15 protein-coding genes are annotated in these 16,931 nt (G+C 69.4%); 5 read left to right on the top strand and 10 right to left on the bottom strand.

Annotated features, from left to right (window positions below; genetic code table 11):
- Positions 1–161: 161 nt before the first annotated feature.
- Positions 162–518 carry a hypothetical protein gene (locus ACN6LB_RS44105; protein WP_445030831.1) on the top strand — a complete coding sequence of 119 codons (357 nt, stop codon included), beginning with the start codon at positions 162–164 and terminating at the stop codon, positions 516–518.
- Positions 519–692: 174 nt separating this feature from the next.
- Entirely contained in the window at positions 693–1,799 is a 1,107-nt protein-coding gene (locus ACN6LB_RS44100) for a hypothetical protein (RefSeq protein ID WP_445030830.1), read from the top strand.
- Positions 1,800–1,849: 50 nt separating this feature from the next.
- Here ACN6LB_RS44100 and ACN6LB_RS44095 read toward each other — a convergent pair whose 3' ends face one another.
- From ACN6LB_RS44095 to ACN6LB_RS44075, 5 genes are all read right to left on the bottom strand, one after another.
- Entirely contained in the window at positions 1,850–2,287 is a 438-nt protein-coding gene (locus tag ACN6LB_RS44095; RefSeq protein ID WP_445030829.1) for a glutaredoxin domain-containing protein, read from the bottom strand.
- 47 nt (positions 2,288–2,334) lie between these two features.
- Positions 2,335–2,904, bottom strand: a complete 570-nt coding sequence (locus ACN6LB_RS44090) for a suppressor of fused domain protein (RefSeq protein WP_445030828.1) — start codon at positions 2,902–2,904, stop codon at positions 2,335–2,337.
- 350 nt (positions 2,905–3,254) lie between these two features.
- Complete coding sequence (locus ACN6LB_RS44085; RefSeq protein WP_445030827.1) at positions 3,255–4,067, bottom strand: alpha/beta fold hydrolase; 813 nt, start codon at positions 4,065–4,067, stop codon at positions 3,255–3,257.
- Between the two features lie 229 nt (positions 4,068–4,296).
- A complete protein-coding gene (locus ACN6LB_RS44080) occupies positions 4,297–5,262 on the bottom strand; it encodes an RNA polymerase sigma factor (protein WP_445030826.1) in 966 nt (321 codons plus the stop codon).
- 142 nt (positions 5,263–5,404) lie between these two features.
- Positions 5,405–6,088 (bottom strand): aggregation-promoting factor C-terminal-like domain-containing protein, encoded by a 684-nt coding sequence (locus ACN6LB_RS44075; RefSeq protein WP_445030825.1) that lies wholly within the window; start codon positions 6,086–6,088, stop codon positions 5,405–5,407.
- Between the two features lie 1,046 nt (positions 6,089–7,134).
- Between ACN6LB_RS44075 and ACN6LB_RS44070 the strand changes: the two genes are divergently transcribed.
- Positions 7,135–7,935 carry an alpha/beta hydrolase gene (locus ACN6LB_RS44070; protein ID WP_445030824.1) on the top strand — a complete coding sequence of 267 codons (801 nt, stop codon included), beginning with the start codon at positions 7,135–7,137 and terminating at the stop codon, positions 7,933–7,935.
- Between the two features lie 18 nt (positions 7,936–7,953).
- Here ACN6LB_RS44070 and ACN6LB_RS44065 read toward each other — a convergent pair whose 3' ends face one another.
- Both ACN6LB_RS44065 and ACN6LB_RS44060 read right to left on the bottom strand, forming a co-directional pair.
- Positions 7,954–10,698: a helix-turn-helix transcriptional regulator gene (locus ACN6LB_RS44065; RefSeq protein WP_445030834.1), complete on the bottom strand. Its 2,745-nt coding sequence runs from the start codon at positions 10,696–10,698 to the stop codon at positions 7,954–7,956.
- Positions 10,699–11,101: 403 nt separating this feature from the next.
- Positions 11,102–11,872 (bottom strand): SDR family NAD(P)-dependent oxidoreductase, encoded by a 771-nt coding sequence (locus ACN6LB_RS44060; protein WP_445030833.1) that lies wholly within the window; start codon positions 11,870–11,872, stop codon positions 11,102–11,104.
- Between the two features lie 458 nt (positions 11,873–12,330).
- Here ACN6LB_RS44060 and ACN6LB_RS44055 point away from each other — a divergent pair, with 458 nt between their 5' ends.
- Positions 12,331–13,167, top strand: a complete 837-nt coding sequence (locus ACN6LB_RS44055) for a prephenate dehydratase (RefSeq protein WP_445030823.1) — start codon at positions 12,331–12,333, stop codon at positions 13,165–13,167.
- Between the two features lie 57 nt (positions 13,168–13,224).
- Here ACN6LB_RS44055 and ACN6LB_RS44050 read toward each other — a convergent pair whose 3' ends face one another.
- The 3 genes from ACN6LB_RS44050 to ACN6LB_RS44040 all read right to left on the bottom strand — a co-directional run bounded on the left by ACN6LB_RS44050 (position 13,225) and on the right by ACN6LB_RS44040 (position 16,133).
- Complete coding sequence (locus ACN6LB_RS44050) at positions 13,225–13,713, bottom strand: TetR/AcrR family transcriptional regulator (protein ID WP_445030832.1); 489 nt, start codon at positions 13,711–13,713, stop codon at positions 13,225–13,227.
- A 560-nt stretch (positions 13,714–14,273) separates the two neighbouring features.
- Positions 14,274–15,167 carry a helix-turn-helix domain-containing protein gene (locus tag ACN6LB_RS44045; protein WP_445030822.1) on the bottom strand — a complete coding sequence of 298 codons (894 nt, stop codon included), beginning with the start codon at positions 15,165–15,167 and terminating at the stop codon, positions 14,274–14,276.
- A gap of 105 nt (positions 15,168–15,272) precedes the next feature.
- Positions 15,273–16,133, bottom strand: a complete 861-nt coding sequence (locus tag ACN6LB_RS44040) for an alpha/beta fold hydrolase (RefSeq protein WP_445030821.1) — start codon at positions 16,131–16,133, stop codon at positions 15,273–15,275.
- A 192-nt stretch (positions 16,134–16,325) separates the two neighbouring features.
- On the opposite strand from ACN6LB_RS44040, the gene msrA reads away from it, so the two are divergent.
- Positions 16,326–16,841: a peptide-methionine (S)-S-oxide reductase MsrA gene (gene msrA / locus ACN6LB_RS44035; RefSeq protein WP_356146004.1), complete on the top strand. Its 516-nt coding sequence runs from the start codon at positions 16,326–16,328 to the stop codon at positions 16,839–16,841.
- The last annotated feature ends 90 nt before the right edge of the window (positions 16,842–16,931 follow it).

Here is a 16,931-nt window from a genome sequence, read left to right as displayed (position 1 = left end):
TCCGGCTGCCGGGATGCCCGGTCCGCCGGTCGCGTCCGGTCCGTCCGGGGCGTCGGTACCGGGGCAGGGCGGCGGACACCTCGTCCGCGTCGACTGAACCCGTCCCCGGGCCGGCCGGCTGAGCCTCTGAGAACCCTCAAGTCCCTTGCCAGGCAGAGAGCATGACCGTCACGGTGATCCGTATGGCAGCTCTTTCAGGACTGAACAAGAAGCACAACGTCGTTCTGGTCATCCGGGACACCGACACGGTCGCGATAGCCCTGCGTCAGGCACTCGCCGAGGCGTCGCCCGAGGAGCGCCCAGGCCTGGAACGCGCTGTCGCGGTCGCCGAGTCCACCGCCGCCGCCACCGAAACCCAACTGCGCGCCCGCTGGGTCCATTCGCGACTGGCCGCCACCGGTTTCAACGGAGACATCGCCTCCATCGCGGCGGTGAAGGCACTACGACAGGCGGAGCCGAAGCTGAGCCTGTTGGCAGCGGTGCAACTGCAGAAGGAAGCAGTGGCGCATCCGGAGTGAGCCGCTCACTGGCGGCGAAGGTGACGGCCTGCACGGCTCGCGCTGAAGTTCCTGCACCGGTCTTCGCACTGAAACTGATGCTCCATGCCATGGTGGCGCCTCGCGACGGAGAGAAAACATGTTGGCCGGGCGCCGGCGAACTGCAACGATGTCCCTTTCCCCAGCGGAGGACATTTGTTCGTCTTCGTGTGTGCCGGGTGCGACGCCGAGCTGACCACCCCGCTGTCCCGGGTCGCCCTGCCGGTCCACGCCCATCAGAAGTACGGGAACGGGATTCAGCTCCCGGTACTCATGGAGCCGGGCACGTTCGCGGTGGAGCCGGAGCCCTGGGGGCCGCCCTGGCGGACGTGGGAGAAGGTCGATCCCGACGAGGCGGCGGCCCGCGGCATCTACGCGCCGCTCTACGCCCTGTCCGACGGCGAGCCCGGCGCGATCGTCGTCGCCCCCGGAGACACCCGCGGCACCCGACTGATCCCGGACAAGTGCGGCGGCTACTGCTGCGGCCTAGACGGGGCCGACGGCCCCAACCTGGCCTGCGAGGCGTGCGGCCTGCCCGTGGCGAGCAGGATCGACGACTGCTCGCTCTGGCAGGCGGTGTGGCTCGCCCCCAACGCCGTGCACCGCCTGCCAGTCGACGACGCCGCGGCCACACCGCTTTCGTGGACGGAGCTGACGGCCACGGGGAAGAGCACGCCGCCGTTCGAGCCGATCGCAACATGGGGCGGCCTGCTGGGGACGGGCCACTTCTGGTCATGGAGCCCGCAGTGGGAGGCGGCAGCCGGTCAGGCGCTCGCCCACCTGCTGGCGGCCTCGCAAGGCGGGCCGGTGACCGTGCCGGCCGGCCTGACCGAGGATGTGTTCCAACGCGCCCTCGACACCCTGCTGCCCGCGGGTCCGGTGGCGCGGCGCGCCGTCCTGGCCGGACCGGAACGCCCCGCTCCCGACACGCACGCCGGCATCCTCCTCGTGCCGACCCATCCGCATACGGGGAAAGTCTGGGCCCCGCCCGGTGCGGCCACCTCGGCGTACTTGGTGCCGCTGCCCTTCGGGGTATGGCTGTGGCTGGCCTTCCCCACACCGCACTTGCCCATCCCCGCATCCGGCACCATGCCGGACGGCGTCCTCCGCGACGACCCGCCCGCACCGAGCCCCCATCGGCTGTTCCAAGCCGACCCAAGGACCTTCCAGCACACCCTGGCCCGGCTGCCCGCCGTCCGCAGCCCATGGCTGCGCGACACCCTCGCCAACCTCACGCAGCACACACGCGCCCGCATCTTCTGACCTGGTTCCTCAGTGTCCGTCCGCCGCGTACGACGGACCACCACACCCGATCACGTGATGCGGGAGAGCTGCTCGCGCACCCACGCAGGATCGGGGTTGGTGTGCGGATCGCCCGCCACAACTACGGTCGGCACGGTCTCATCACCGTCGTTGGCCGCCCTCACTGCTGCCGCTCCAGCCGGGTCGCGCCAGATGTCGACCCAGTGCAACTGGCTGACGCTACGCCCCAATCGGATGCGCAGTCGAAGGCAGTACGTGCAGCCCGGCCGCCAGAACACGACCGGCTTGCCGTCGACCGCGCTGCGGCGTTGTGCCTCCAGCGCACCGATCGACTTCGGGAAGACCAGAGGCGAGTTCACGCCCGCGAGCAGCGCAAACACCAGCAGGAATACGGCGGCTGTACCGGGGGCTCCGCTGAATGTCAGCCCAGTCGCAACGACAGAGCCGGAGAGCATCAACAGCACCGGCAAGATCCAAGCACGCGTCATGAGGACAAAGGCTACCGATGGGCACCAGGGCAGCCGTGCTCGTCAGGTCAGACTGCGGGGCGGCGCAACACGTCAGTGGGCTCCCAGTCGCTCTTCCAAAAGGCTTCAAGCCCACGCTCGTTGATGAACTGCCGCTCCACCTCATGGATGGGGTAGATCCCCTGGATATTGATCGAGTAGTGCCCTTCGTGTCCCGGAACACCGACGTCGATGCCGAGGCAGTCCTTTCTGTCGAGGAGGAGCGGCGCGAAAACGCAGAACGCCGTCATCTCCGACTCCGCAACGATGCGTTCGCCGAAGTTGATGGTGCTGCCGTAGTCGAAGGGGCAGGTGCCACGGAGCTGCTCGGCAAGGTGGCCCACCGCATGGGCCCAGATGACGTTGGTGGAACTCACGCTGAGACAGAGTTCCGGTGAGCCGTGCTGCCAGTCCGGGTGCTCAGCCAGTGACAAGCCGTAGGTGAGCGCCGTGAGGAGCCCGTCCGGCAGGTCGTCGTACACGATCTCCGTCACGCCACGCAGACCCTGTTTGGTCGACTCGACGGGGAAGAACTGCGGCTCCCTGCCCCCGGAAAGGCGATCAAGATGGTCAAGATACTTCTCTACGCGGCTGGCCATGCAACCAGCCTGCACGATCACTGAAACGTGGGTGGCGCTGGGGTGTCCCAGGCGCGTGCGGGGAGTGCGCTATGCTTGATCTTGAGCTGGTCGCCGGAACTCACGGCGTCTGGTGCTGCGTTGGTCGTCTAAGGAAAGATGTCCCGCTTCCTGCGGGAAGATGCAGGTGCAAGGCCTGCCCGGCGCTCGAAACGAAACCCATCCCACATGTCGTGGGGTGGGTTTCGTGCTTTGACTCCCCTTCTCCTCAAGGAGGGGACTTCTGGCTCGCCTTGGCTGCGGGCCGGCGGTCCTGAGGTTGACGTGCGTCGGCGAAGTGGGCCGACGCACGTCGTGAGGCCTCCGGCCGGCTACAGGGCGCCCTCCTGCGCGGCGCTGGTCCGCAGGACGAAGTCACGGACCGCGCCGGCGAACAGCTCGGGCTCCTCGATGTGCCCCATGTGGCCGCTGTTCTCAAGGATCAGCAGCTGCGAGTCGGGGATCAGCTCGTCGAGTTCGAGCGCCCAGCGTGGCCCGCAGATCACGTCGTGCCGGCCCACGACGACCAGAGCCGGTACCTCCAGCCCCTTCAGGGCGGCGCGATCGTCGATGACATCAGGTACGAAGTTCTCGTCCAGGCCCGAGATGTACGTGGCCCGGATCGCGTTCCGGATCGGGGCCAGTCGCTCCTCGTTGCCCCAGTAGTCGGCGAAGTACGACGGCAGTACACCGCGGGCGACCGCCACGGTCTGCTCGTCGCCGGAGATGGCGGACATCGCGCCGAAGGCGGACAGGACATCGGGGAGTCCGGGGTGGCCGGCGTGCTTCGCGGCGAAGGCCTCCACCAGGCGGCCCGCCTCCTCGCCGTGTTCGGGACCGGTGACGGGCGCGCCTTCGTACAGCACGACACCCGCCACCTGCTCGGGACGGTGCAGGGCGTGGTGGGCGGCCACGAACGCGCCGTGCGAATGCCCCAGGAGGTGCACCTTGGACACGCCGAGCTGGTTGATCAGTACTTGCAGAAAGCGGCTGTACCTCTCCCGGGTGTAGCCATGGGGGTGCGAGGGGAGACGGCTGTCCTCGGCGGTGCCGACCGGTTCGACGTAGACCATCGTCAGGTGTTCTTCGAGGGCGGGCATGCGCAGGTAGTCCCAGAAGATGCCGGGTCCGCCGGAGTGCGCCACGCACACCGGGCCGAGCCGTGGACGTGGTATCGCTGAACGATTCCGCCCCTCTGATGGGAGTGGGTGCCGGGGGAGAGGGGGTCGGTGTGTGCGGTGGATGTGTTCATCAGGGTCTCCGAAAGGTCCGCAGGTGTCAGTGACACCGACAAGACGCTCCGGAATCCGAGAAGTTTTATCGCCGGGATGTGATCTGGGTCATGTCGCCGGGGCGATGTGCCCGAGCCAGGACTCAGGCCGCGACTGGAGCCGGCACGGACTCAGGGCGCGATGCGTGGTGGAGGGAGACCCGGTTGAAACGCCCGCCGTCCAGCGACATGATCCAGGCGACACCGGGCGGGCAGTGGTCCGGGTCGTCGGGCGGGTTGACCAACTCCATCTCCCAGATGACCAGGGACCGGCCGGCCACCACGTGCAAGGGGCGCTGGCGCACTCCCGCCGTAAGATCCCAGTCCATCCCCGCCAGCAGGAGGTCCGCTCCGCCCAGCCGACGGCCTCCGGTCAGCAGCGAGACCTCAGCGGAGTAGCGGTCCCTGACCACCTTGTCGAACTCGCCGCGCTCGGCGGCCGCGAGGGTCTCGCGGACCTCCTGCCAACTGGCTTCGGTACGGCGTATCACGTCCTCGTGCGCCGTTGCCGCGGTGGCGGTGAGGGTATGCGCGAGGGCGCTGCGCGCCTGGCTGAGCCGACTGCGCACGGTGCTGACGGGAATCGAGCAGGCTTCGGCTATCTGCTGGTACGAGGTGATCCCGGTGGAGAAGTAGCGCAGGACGAGCGGCAGGCGCAGGGTCGGGGACAACGCCTCGACGGCCTCCCAGATCCAGTCCCGCAGTGCATGGGTCTGCAGGATCTGCTCGGGCGTGCCGCCGTCCGACGGCAGTGGCACCGACTCCATGGGCTCGACACGTTGTGCCGCGCGCAGCAGTGTCCGGCAGCTGTTGCGTACAACCATGCGCAGCCATGGCCCCACGGCTTCCGGATCGCGTACGTCCACGATCCGGCGCAGCGCCACCAGCGCCGCTTCCTGCATGACGTCGTCCACGTCCGGGCCCGGCCCCAGCACGCTGAGCGCCACGGCACGCATTCTGGGCCGGTGCCGCTCCAGGAGCTGGGCGAGCGCCGATACGTCGCCCGCCTGCGCGGCCCGTGTCAGTGCCGCGTCCTCCGCCGGCCCGGTGTCTCCCGGTATCCCGCTCATGCCTTGCCCTCCCGGCCGCGACACCTGTCTTCCGTCGACCCTAACCGCATCACCTACCTGGTGACCGGGGCGACCAGGCCATGACGTGAACAGCCGAAACCATGTGTGGTGCCAAGGTACGTGTGGTGGTTCGGGCGGGGTCTCAGTACCAGTGGTTGGCCAGCCAGAACGACCAGGCGCCGCACGGGCTGTCGTAGGTGCTGTTCATGTAGCTGAGGCCCCACTTGATCTGGGTGGCCGGGTTGGTCCGCCAGTCGGCGCCGGCGGAGGACATCTTGGAGCCGGGCAGGGACTGGACGAGGCCGTAGGCGCCGGTGGAGGCGTTGACCGCCCGGTAGTTCCAGCTGGACTCGTGGTTCACGATGTTGCTGAAACACTGGAGCTGGCCGCTCGGCACCATCTGCGCCGCCATCGCCTTGATCTGCGCGACGGTGTAGGAGCTCTGGACGGGGAAGCCGGAGGCGTCCCGGGAGGCCGCTGTCTTGGCTTCGGCGCGCTCCTTGGCTTCCTTCGCCGCCTGCTGGGCGGCTTGCTTCTTTTCGGACGCCGACTTCGCAGCGGTCTTGCGGGCTGATTCCTCGGCGTTCTTCCTGGCGTTCGCGTCGGCGGCGATGGCCTGGACATCGGCCTGTTGCGTCAGGGAGGCGGTCTGCACCTGGGCTTGGTGACCCGTCGGTATGTCCGCGAGGAGTGTGGCGTCGGCTGGCGTCGCCTCGGCGTCGTCGTTCTGCGCGGCGCTGCCCGGGGCAATGCCGACGACGCTTCCGACAGCGGTGACCGCGGTGGCGGAGGCCACCGCCAATCCCCGGACCGAAATCGGGCTCACACGTCTTCCTTCCGGTTGGACCGTAGGCTCCTGCCGCGACCGCCGCAGCCATCTCGCCTGCGGGGCCCGGCAGTTGGATCACTCTGCCGGGCTGGAGCAGATGGTGCAATCGTGAAGCTGGTGTGAATACTCACACCTGTTGTCAGCCCGGTGGCTTGCGAGTGCACGCAGGAGCGCCCGCGCTGCGGTCGGCTCTGGTGGGTGGAGTGGCCGCCCTCACCTCCGGGGGGAGGAGCATTGACGGCCGCCCCGTCCTGCGGCCAGGTCAGCCGATCAAAACCCTGACCGCAGGAGTTCCTCACTGGGTCAACGGAGCGGGAGCCGTGGAAGGTTCACGGATGGGGCAGGACAACCGACTCGACGACGACGCACGGTCGGGAAGCGCTGCCGGAGGGCGCCCGCCCACGGAGGCACGTGGGCGGCCGGTCACCGGGTCCGATGATCCCGCCCCTGTATGTCGCGCGCCGCTGGAGGTTCGGGCACTGCGTTGTCGGCGCTCGACGATCGTTCCTCAGGGGCCCTGGAGCAGATCCGTGGTGGTGGCCTCCCAGTCGATCTCGGCGAGCTCCCGACCGGCGGGAACGCGTTCGTAGGTGTGCTCCAGCCACTCCTCCAGCGGCGGCACGGGCAGCTCGCGGGCCGCCCTCGACGAGAAGCTCCACCGACACAACCAGGGGTGCCGCCGGGTCGAACCGGAACTCCGCCCTGATGGTCTGTCTGACGACGACGTCCAGTACACGCTCGATGTCAGGGCCAGTTCAGGACGAGCGTCCTGCGCCAAGTGGGCCCAACCTCATCGACTTCGACGGTGAGTCGTGGTGACGGGCGTCCGCCAGACGGGCACCGGCCCGTGTCGGGGCGCCTCCCAGGCGCCCTCTCCTGGTCCATTTCAGGACGGCTCTTCCCGGGGCGCTCGGCCCCTGCCGCCCGCGCGGATGGCCAACATTAAGTCATTCGACTGTCGCCCTTGACCTGCGCCTGAACGATCCTGAAACCGTCGCCCGCATGCCGGAGCCGGGTGATCGTCATGCTCGGAGGGGCCAGCCGTGAACCGCACTCCCGTCGTCTTCATCCATGGCACCTGGCTGCACGCGCTGTCTTGGGAGTCATGGGCGGAGCGCTTTGCCGGCCGGGGGTTTCTCGCCCGCATGCCCGGATGGCCGGGGGAGCCGGCCGCCGTCCGGGAGATGCGCACGTCCTCCGAGAGACTCGCGGGCATGGGCCTGGACGTGCTGACAGACCACTACGCAGGAATTGTGCGTTCATTCGAAACGGCGCCGGTGATCGTCGGTCATTCGGTCGGCGGCCTCATCGCGCAGCACCTCATCGGCGCCAACATCGGCCGGGCCGCGGTGGCCATCGCATCCGCTCCGATCAACGACATCCAACTGCCCGAGCCCCCGGGCCGGTTGTGGGCTCCGGACCGGGCCGACGGCTCCCAAGAGCTGGTGTCCCTGTCTCCGGAGCAGTTCCACCATGCCTTCGCGAACACCGTTGCGGCGGCGGAGTCCGACCGGCTCTTCGAACGCTATGTGGTGCCGACGCCCCGCCGTCTGATCGCCGACCTCGGGTACGCGGGCGCGGTACGCAGCCCGCGTACCGTGGTGGATGTCGGCAACGCGGACCGCGGCCCGCTCCTGCTGATCTCCGGGCAGGAGGACCTGCTGGTGCCCGACGCCGTCACGCGCGCGGCGTACAAACAGTACGGCGACTCGACCGCCGTGACGGATCTCAAGCAGTTCGCGGATCGTGCGCACTCCCTGGTCATCGACAGCGGGTGGAAGTTTGTCGCCGACTACGTGCTCGGCTGGCTGGAGGAGCGCGGCCTCCGCGCCTACCCCGCGTAGGGGTTCGGCGTGCCGCGGTCACATGTTCTGGTCGTCAGGGAGCTTGCCCAGGGCGTCGCGGAGGGCGGCGCGTGAGGTGATGCCGAGTTTGGGGAAGACGCGGTAGAGGTGTGAGCTGACCGTGCGGGGTGACAGATGCATGCGTTCGCCGATCTGCTTGTTGGTGAGGCCGCCGGCGGCGAGGTCGGCGATGCGGCGTTCCTGCCAGGTCAGTGCGGCCAGATGCGCCGACGAGGTGAAGGTGGACGTACCTGCGGCACGAAGCTCGGTCCGGGCGCGGTCGGCCCAGGTCTGTGCGCCCAGCCGTTCGAAGGTCTCCGCGGCGAGGGTGAGCGGGTGTTGTGCGGCTTTGGGGCCTTGGGTGTGGCGTTGGCGGATGCCGTGGGCGAGTTGGATGCGGGCGTGTTCGTAGGGGAAGTGCGGGGCGGCGGGGTGGGTTTGGGCGTGGCGGAAGAGGGTGTCGGCCTGGGTGGGGTCGGTGGTGGTCATGGCGAGGGCGCCGTAGGTGATGAGGGCGAGGCGAGGGGAGATGTCGGGGAGGCCTGCGTTTTGGGCCGCGAGGGCGTGCGAGCGGGCTTGTTCGGTGCGGCCGGTGTGGAGGGCTGCTTCCACGAGGTCGAGGAGCGTGCGGGGGGCTTGATGGGCGTAGGGAGTGAAGGTGCCCGGGGGTGTGATGCCGATGGCGTGGAGGTAGGCGGCTTCGTAGTCGCCTTCGGTGAGGGCGGCGGTGGTGCCGATGGCGTCGGTGATCTGGGTGAGGAAGCCGACGCCGCGCGGGCGGGCCCAGGCATCGACGGTGGCCTGCATGTCCCGGGCCAGGTCGACCTGACCTCGCATGGCGGCCACCAGACCCAGATACGCCTGGGTGTGAAGAACGAACAGCGTGTGCCCGTGCGTTGTCGTCAGCTCCAGGCAGCGCTGTCCGGTGCGCTCGGCCTCGGCCCACTCGCCGACGCCGATCTGGTCCAGCATGATCAGGTGCAGCATGGTCATGGCGTCCGCCAGGGCCCCCGTCTCCACCTCGCGCTCCACGGTGCGCTGCAGATACGGTCGGTACTGGCTGAGTGTGTCCACGTGGTAGGCGGCGACGCACAGCCGGGTGACATCCCACGGCTCCAGACGGGAGAGAGCGGCGAAGGCGTGTTCCACCCGCTCCCGTACGCCGGCGCCGCGACGCACCACGTCGCCCCAGGCGTCCTGATAGACGCGCGAATGCGAGGACACCAAGTCGCCCAGCGAGTCGAGGAGTTCATGAGTCCGCTCCCACGCTTCCTCGTCACTCGCGTACTGGTTCATGGCCAGCAGCAGGTCGATCAGGCGCGTGAGTACCTCGTTCGGCTCCCGCACCCCGCCGTCGCGCATGCTCTCGATCGCCGCGAAGACCTGGCGCTGTGACGACCGCACGTCCCCGTCCTCGAAGAACGCGACATAACCCGACGCGACCACCGAGGCCGGGGAATCGCCGTTACCGGCCCCGGAGTCCGAGCGGAGCAGCTGCCGGGCCTGGTCCAGCTGGCCGGCGTGCCCGGCGACGTATGCAGCGCTGCCCAGCAGCCTTGACCGTTCCTCGCGGCTCTCGCTGAGCTCCGCGGCACGCGTCAGCCACGCCATGGCGGCCACCGCGCCGCCGCGTCGGGTGGCGGAGACCGCGGCCGCCTCCAATGCGGCCGAGACCTGCTCATCGGGGTCGACCGTCGAGGCCGAGAGATGCGTGGCCCGCCGCTCGACGTCGTCGCGGTGGACATGGGCGAGGGCCGCGTGAGCCGCGCGCCGCTCGTTGGGTGTGGCCGTCTGCACCACGGTGGAACGCACGAGCGGGTGCCGGAAGACGAAGTCCCCGCTGAGTGGATCGATGTCCAGCAGACCGCAGGCCGCGGCCTCGTCGGCGTCACGAATCCTGTAGCGCGTGACCCGGGTGCGGTCGGCCGCCGTACCCGCTCCGACGCCGTCCAGCGCGCCGCGCAGCAGCTCAGCGCGCACGGTGTCGCCGAGGGCCTGGAAGCGCGCGCCGTACACGTGCTGCAGGCGCAGGGGCAGCGGGATGCCGGTGTACCCGAACAGTTCCTCGGGATTGCGTCTTGCCCGGCCGCTGCGCACATAGGGCGGCAGTTCCAGCAGGGCCAACGGGTTGCCCTGGGCCTCGGCCAGAACCAGACGGCGGATCTGCGGATCGAGGCCGGGGTGGTGCATGTCCAGGAGTTGTTCGGAGACCTTCTCCGGCAGCGTGGTCACGGGCAGCTCCGGCAGCGCGGCCGTGTCGAAGCCCGAGGGCACCTCGGAGCGCAGCCCGACGAGGAGCTTCACCGAGCTGCCGGTCAGTCGGCGCCCCACGAAACCGCACACCGCGGTGCTGGAGGTGTCGAGCCACTGGCCGTCGTCGAGCACCAGCAGGAGAGGTTGCTGCGACGCCGCGAGGGAGAGCAGGTCGAGAACGGCGATCCCGAGCGTCATGACCGAGGGGGCTGTGCCCTCGCCCCTGCCGAAGACGACGTCGAAAACCCCTCGGTGCGGATCGTCCAGTCGGTCGATGTAGGTGAGCAGCGGATACAGGAACTGATGCAGACCGGCGAACGGCAGCTCCGACTCGGCCTCGACTCCCGCTGCCCTGATCACCTTGTGTTTCTCGGCCGTCGAGTGTTCGACGACGTGGTCGAGCAGGGCGCTCTTGCCCACACCCGCGTCACCGCGCAGGACGAGGGCCTGCCCCCCGGAGGCCGCCACGAACGCCGACAGCACCTCCTGCTCGCCTTCGCGGCCGACCATGGCCCCGCCGATCGACTCCACCGCCCCCCACTCCCTTCACCGCTGAACCGGCCCGCCCCGAACGCTCTCGGGTCCGTGCGTACGGATCACGTCAGGCGCAATGGTGAGGATACGTTGCCCACGGCGGACACATGTCGAGCGGCCACATGTCGAGCGGTTGCGTGTACGACAGCACGACCGCCGAGTGACGTGTCACTCACACCTCATGCAGCAGACTAGATGGCGCCGTCGCGTTTCGTCACCGGGCATGGCCGAAAAGGTTCTTGTTGCGTGGCCGCGTGTGTTCCTTCGGGTGTGGCATGTTGACATGTTTCGGCGGCCCACGTTCCCGACTCACCTCCCAAGGCGCCGGTGGTGCACGAGCGGCTGCTCGCACACCCCGGCTTTCCGATCTGGTGACGGTTCAGGCGAGCCTGCCGCCGTCGACCCGGAGCACGGCGCCGGTGACGTAGGAGGCGCGGTCGCTCAGGAGCCAGGCCGCCGCCTCGGCGATCTCGTCGGGTTCGGCGGCGCGACGCAGTGCGGTCCGGGCGTTGAGCTGGTCGATGATGCCGGGCGACCGCTCGTCCCACTCGTAGATCATCTCGGTAAGCGTCGTTCCGGGGGCGATCGCGTTGACGCGGATGCCTTCCGGTCCGTACGTTGCGGCGGCCGAGGCGGTGATGTGGTTGAGCGCCGCCTTCGTGGCGCCGTATGCGGGCAGCGCGGGATTGGGCACCAGGCTGCCGACGCTGGAGTTGTTGACGATCGCGCCCGTGCCCGAGGTGGCGCGGATCGCGGCGATCTCGGCCTTCATGGCCAGCCACGGGCCCTTGAGGTTGACAGCGCAGACCTGGTCGAAATCGGCCTCCGACAGCTGATCCATCGGCCCGGGCGGTTGCCCCGTGGCACCGTTGTTGAAGGCGAGGTCGAGACGGCCGTACAGCGTGACGGCCCGGTCGACGGCGGCGTGGATGCTCTGCGGGTCGGCCAGATCGCAGGTCACGTAGTCCGCGGTGCCGCCGGCCGTGCGGATCTCCTCGGTGACCGCCTTGAGTTCGCTCTCCGTGCGGGACGCGAGGAGGAGGCTGGCGCCTTCCCGGGCGAACAGCCGGGCCGCGGCGGCGCCGATGCCCCGTCCGGCACCGGTGACAAAGGCGACCTTGCCGGCGAGCAGGTTCGATGTGTTGTTCATGACGACGAGCCTCTGTCCCGCCGCACGCCTTGTCCAGGGATCACCGGTACCTGGTTGGGCGGCCCGGTCCAACGGGCGAACCGGAGCGGTGACATGCTCGGCGGAGGTCTTCGGAGCGGCCGGACGTGCGAGGACGCTGCGCAGCGATTCCCGGCCGTGTGGCTCGGCCGTTGAGAGCAGGATCACGTACGTCTCGAAGGCCCGCGCGGGCTCGGCCTCCGCCAGGACGGGCGCGGTGGTGCGGTCCAACTCCGCCGGCTGGTGCCGTACGACTGCCGCATTCTGGCGTCCCGGTGCCTACGCGGCGTACCAACCCGCCCCGGCCTCTGGCGGAAGCACCGGCCGGCACCCTCGGTGAACTTGATCGAGGCCCGTTCACCGATACTTGAGCAGGTGCGGTACGCGACGGAGCTTCTGCTGCCACACGACAGGAACTCCCTCCAGGAAGGCTGAACACGGTGACAACCGCCGCATATCAGGGTGAACCCGGATCCAACTCGGCGACGGTCGCGCGTGCCCTCTTCCCCGAGGGCGGCGAGTTGGCCTGCACGAACTTCGAACAGGCGCTGGACGCCGTGACGCTCGGCGCCGCCGACGTCGCCGTGATCCCGGTCGACAACTCCGCGGCCGGACGCGTCGCCGACGTGCACCACCTGCTGCCGGAGTCGGGGCTGTTCATCGTCGCCGAGTACTTCCACGCCATCCGCTTCGACCTGATGGGGGTGCCCGGCTCGAGCCTGGACCAGGTGGAGTGCGTACGCAGTCACGTGCACGCACTGGGACAGTGCCGCAAGCTGCTGCGGGAGGGCGGCTGGCGCACCCTCGTCAGCGACGACACCGCAGGAGCGGCGCGCGAGGTGGCCGAACTGGGCGATCCACGGCACGCGGCGCTCGCACCGCCCGCCGCTGCCGCACTGTACGGACTTGACGTGCTGCGGGCCGAGGTCGAGGACGACCCGGACAACACCACACGGTTCGTCGTCCTCTCCCGGGACGCCGCCGTGGCCCCGTACACCGGGGAGCCGACGATGACGAGCCTGTTCTTCAGCGTCCGCAACATCCCCAGCGCGCTGTACAAGGCCCTGGGCGGGTTCGCCGGCAGCGGCGTGAACCTCACCAAGATCGAGAGCTATCAGATCGGCGCCGGTCTCAACGCCAGCCGGTTCTACGTCGAGATCGAGGGACACCCAGACGACGAAGGTGTCGCCCTCGCCCTGCATGAACTGCGCTTCTTCTCCACCGAGGTCCGCATCCTCGGTGTGTATCCCGCGCATTCGCACCGGCAGAAGAGCTGAGGATCCGCCTCACCAAGGGCCTGGCGCGCGGCACGCTCACTCAGCCCCAGCAGCGTGTCAGGGCGCCCCGAGGCCGTTGAGCAGGGTGTCCACGACGACGTCCGCCGCCCGCCCGGGGCCCAGGTCGGGCAGCTGCCGGGACACGAGGTGCATGAGCTGGGGCAACAGCGCGCTCGCCCAGCCCTCCGGGAGACCGGGACGCAGTAGACCTTCGTCGGTGGCGCGCCGCAGGAAGGCCTCGACCTCGGTGACAGAGGCGTCCCGCCGCGCGTGGACGCTGTCGTCGGCGAGCATGCGCGTGAGGTCGACGGGCCAGGTGCGGTTGACGGTGATGATGTTCTCGACGTAGCGGTGCAGGGCGACGGCGACGGGCGCTTCGCGCAGGCGTGCGTCTTCGAGGGCGTGCTCGATGGCGGTGAGGCGGGCTTCGTAGATGGCCGCGAGGAGGTCTTCGCGGGAGGCGAAGCGGCGGTAGACGGTGCGCCGGTCCACGCCTGCCTCGGCGGCGATGCTCGCGATGCTGGCGCCGGGGTCGGCGGCGAGCATGCGCGCTCCGGTGGTCAGGACGGCTTCCAGGTTGCGCACTGCGTCGGCTCTCACCGCACCGAGTCCAGTGGCGGATGTGAAGCCTGAGACATCTAACGTCGCAACGACGTGGATGTCCCTCAAAGAAGCGCTACAACCAGGCGACAGGTAAGGCCAATAATGCCGTACCCACGATGAGCCTCATCGGTCGGCAGCGGCCGGTGCACCGGCGCAGCGGGTCAGCCGTCGCTGACGCGGTCGGCACCACGGTTCCCGGCCTGTCCGCGGTCGGTGCGGAGTCGGGATGCACTCTGGCGAACGTCGAGATCCGAGCGCTCGGCGGCGCCTTCGACGGTGCACCGGCGTTCCCCAACTCGGTGGCCGGCCGAGGTCTTCCGTACGTCGCCTTCGGCTTCGCGGTGGGCGCTCCGGACCAGGTGGAGACGCTCCGCGCCGGCCTGGCGCGGGTCGTGGAAGGTCTGGCGCCATGGGTGGCGGAGCGGAACATGGTCAACTTCCTTTCCCCGAACGGTGAGGGGTTGCAGTGCCTACGGCTTCCCTTTCTTCCCCGGCGAAGAACCCTACTGACCGGGCATCTGGGGATCTCTGTCCCTCGCCGGGTTCGGTTCCGCAGGTTGCGCGGTCCAGGAGGTGAGGATGCGCAGGGCGTCGTGGGAGGGGCTGTCGGTTTCGGCGGTCAGGATCATCAGGCGTTGTCCGGAGGAGTCGGAGGCGGCCCAGGTGTCGCAGTCGAGGGTGAGTTCGCCGACCAGGGGATGGCGATAGTGCTTGGTGCCGTAGGTTGCGCTGTTGACGCGGTGTTCGGCCCACCAGGTGCGGAAGTCGGCGTCCTGGACGGTCAGTTCGCCGACGAGGCGGGCGAGGTCCGCGTCGTCGGGGTCGGCTGCGGCTTCCATGCGCAAGGCGGCGACGGCGTCCCGGGCGTCGTGTTGCCATTTCTGGTGCATCGCCCGGATCGCGGGGTCGGTGAACATCAGGCGCAGGTAGTTGCGCCGGTCGGTCGGGATGGCGGCGAAGTCGGTGTACAGCGCGATGGCGGCGGGGTTCCAGGCGAGGATGTCCAGGCGTTTGCCGAGGACGAGGGCGGGTGTGTGGGAGAGCTGGTCCAGGAGGCGGCGCATGGCGGGGCGCAGGCGCTGGGAGGGTCGGCGGCGGTGCGGGCGTGCGTTGGTTCGGCCGGCAAGCTCGTAGAGGTATTTCTGCTGGTCGTCGTCGAGGTGCAGAGCGCGGGCCAGGGTGGCCAGGACGGGGGCCGAGGCGCGGACGCGGCCCTGTTCGAGGCGGGTGTAATAGTCCACGCTGATCGTGGCGAGCTGGGCGACCTCCTCGCGGCGCAGCCCCTTGACCCTGCGTGCGGAGTCCGTCCCGGGCAGGCCGCACTCATCCGGTGTCAGCTGCGCCCGGCGAGCCCTGAGGAAAGCACCGAGGGCACGGGGGTCGGAGTGCGAGGTCATGGCGTTCGTTCTCCTGTGGACCGCACACGCGCGAGGTGTGCCGGTGATGTTCGTGGCGTCGCTTGAGGGCGGCGGGCCTGGAGCCCCGCCGCCCTCGGAGGAGTGTCAGCGGACGGTGGCGCGGGCGGCCCGCTCGATCACGTCGGCCACCAGGTGGGGGTGGGAGACGGCGACCGAGTGCGAAGCGGCGACCTCAGTGGTGTGCGCATGGGCGCGCTTGGCCATGAAGCGCTGGACGGTGGCTGGGATGTTGAGGTCGCGCGTGGTGACGATGTCCCAGCTGGGCTTGGTCTTCCAGGCTGCGCTGGTGGCCTTCTCCTCCAGGGCGGCCTGGGCGATGGGGCGCTGCTCGGCGGCCATCAGGGCGGCCTGCTGGGCGGGCACGTCGGCGGCGAACTGGTGAGGGAACTTGTCCTGCTGGATGTAGAGATCGGTGGCGGTGGAGCCGTCGGCCTGCTGGTAGGTGACCGGGTCGAGGGCGTCGGGGAGGGTGGAGCCCGGGTACTTGGTGGTGAGCTCCAGGGCGCTCTCACCGGGGGCGGGCAGGAAAGCGGCGACGTAGACCAGGGCTTTGACCTCGGGGTCATTGGTGGCGGCCTGGGTGATGACGCTGCCGCCGTAGGAGTGCCCGACGAGGATCTTCGGGCCCTTGACGTGGTCGAGGAGCGTGCGCAGGGCGGCGGCGTCGGAGGCCGGGCCACGCAGCGGGTTGGCGGCGGCGACGACCGGGTAACCGTCGGCGCGTAGGTCCGCGACGACGCCGTTCCAGCTGGAGCCGTCGGCGAAGGCGCCGTGTTCCAGGACGATGGTCGGCTTGGTGTGCCGGCCGGCGTGGGCGGCATCGGTGGCCTCGGTCGCGCCGCTGGCGGTGCCGCTCAGGGCGAAGGCGCCGAGCGCGAGACCCGCTGTGGCCGTCGCTACCGCCCCAGTCACCAGCCGCTTGCGTCCACCCTTGATACTCACCACGACAAACCCCTCTCAGACATGTTTCTCGGTATATGGGGCGGGGCCGGCACTGCCGACTTGCGTCACCGCCCTGACTGGTGATGAATTTGTCATGCGATTTGTCACCTGTCAAGATGGTGACGCGAGGAACGGGTTCGCGGCATGCGAGCCTGGAACCTGCGCGGACTGACGCGGACAGAAAGGTGAGGTGCCATGAGTGACGCCGAGGAGAAGGCACTACTGGCAGGTGGCTGCTTCTGGGGCATGCAGGAGCTGATCCGGGCGCTGCCCGGCGTGAGGGGCACCCGGGTGGGCTACAGCGGCGACGACGGCAAGCCCCACGCCACCTATCGCGACCACGGAAAGCACGCGGAGTCGATCGAGATCACCTTCGATCCCGGGGTCACCGACTACCGCACGATCCTGGAGTACTTCTTCCAGATTCACGACCCGAGCACGAGGGACCGCCAGGGCAACGACATCGGCCTCAGCTACCGCTCCGCCATCTTCTACTTCGACGACGAGCAGCGTCGCGTCGCGCAGGACACCATTGCCGACGTCGATGCGTCCGGGCTGTGGCCGGGACCGGTGGTGACCGAGGTGGTGCCGGCCGGCCCGTTCTGGGAGGCCGAGCCGGAGCACCAGGACTACCTCCAGCGCTACCCGGACGGCTACACCTGCCACTTCCCGCGGGCGAACTGGCGCCTGCCCAGGCGCGAAGCCTCCTGAACGCAGGCGGGGGGGGGGGGGGGGGGGGGGGGGGGGGGGGGGGGGGGGGGGGGGGGGGGGGGGGGGGGGGGGGGGGGGGGGGGGGGGGGG

It is taken from the genome of Streptomyces sp. SAS_270, from assembly GCF_052543295.1.
The sequence above is the reverse complement of the archived record's forward strand: the minus strand, read 5'-3'. Positions and strand labels throughout refer to the sequence as shown.

Coding starts and splice junctions, on each gene's coding strand:
- ACN6LB_RS44050 (WP_445030832.1), bottom strand. CDS start 13,713: ATGCTCGCCGCCGACCCCGGCGCCAGCATCGCGAGCATCGCCGCCGAG.
- ACN6LB_RS44065 (WP_445030834.1), bottom strand. CDS start 10,698: ATGGTCGGCCGCGAAGGCGAGCAGGAGGTGCTGTCGGCGTTCGTGGCG.
- msrA (WP_356146004.1), top strand. CDS start 16,326: ATGAGTGACGCCGAGGAGAAGGCACTACTGGCAGGTGGCTGCTTCTGG.
- ACN6LB_RS44105 (WP_445030831.1), top strand. CDS start 162: ATGACCGTCACGGTGATCCGTATGGCAGCTCTTTCAGGACTGAACAAG.
- ACN6LB_RS44090 (WP_445030828.1), bottom strand. CDS start 2,904: ATGGCCAGCCGCGTAGAGAAGTATCTTGACCATCTTGATCGCCTTTCC.
- ACN6LB_RS44080 (WP_445030826.1), bottom strand. CDS start 5,262: ATGAGCGGGATACCGGGAGACACCGGGCCGGCGGAGGACGCGGCACTG.
- ACN6LB_RS44060 (WP_445030833.1), bottom strand. CDS start 11,872: ATGAACAACACATCGAACCTGCTCGCCGGCAAGGTCGCCTTTGTCACC.
- ACN6LB_RS44045 (WP_445030822.1), bottom strand. CDS start 15,167: ATGACCTCGCACTCCGACCCCCGTGCCCTCGGTGCTTTCCTCAGGGCT.
- ACN6LB_RS44095 (WP_445030829.1), bottom strand. CDS start 2,287: ATGACGCGTGCTTGGATCTTGCCGGTGCTGTTGATGCTCTCCGGCTCT.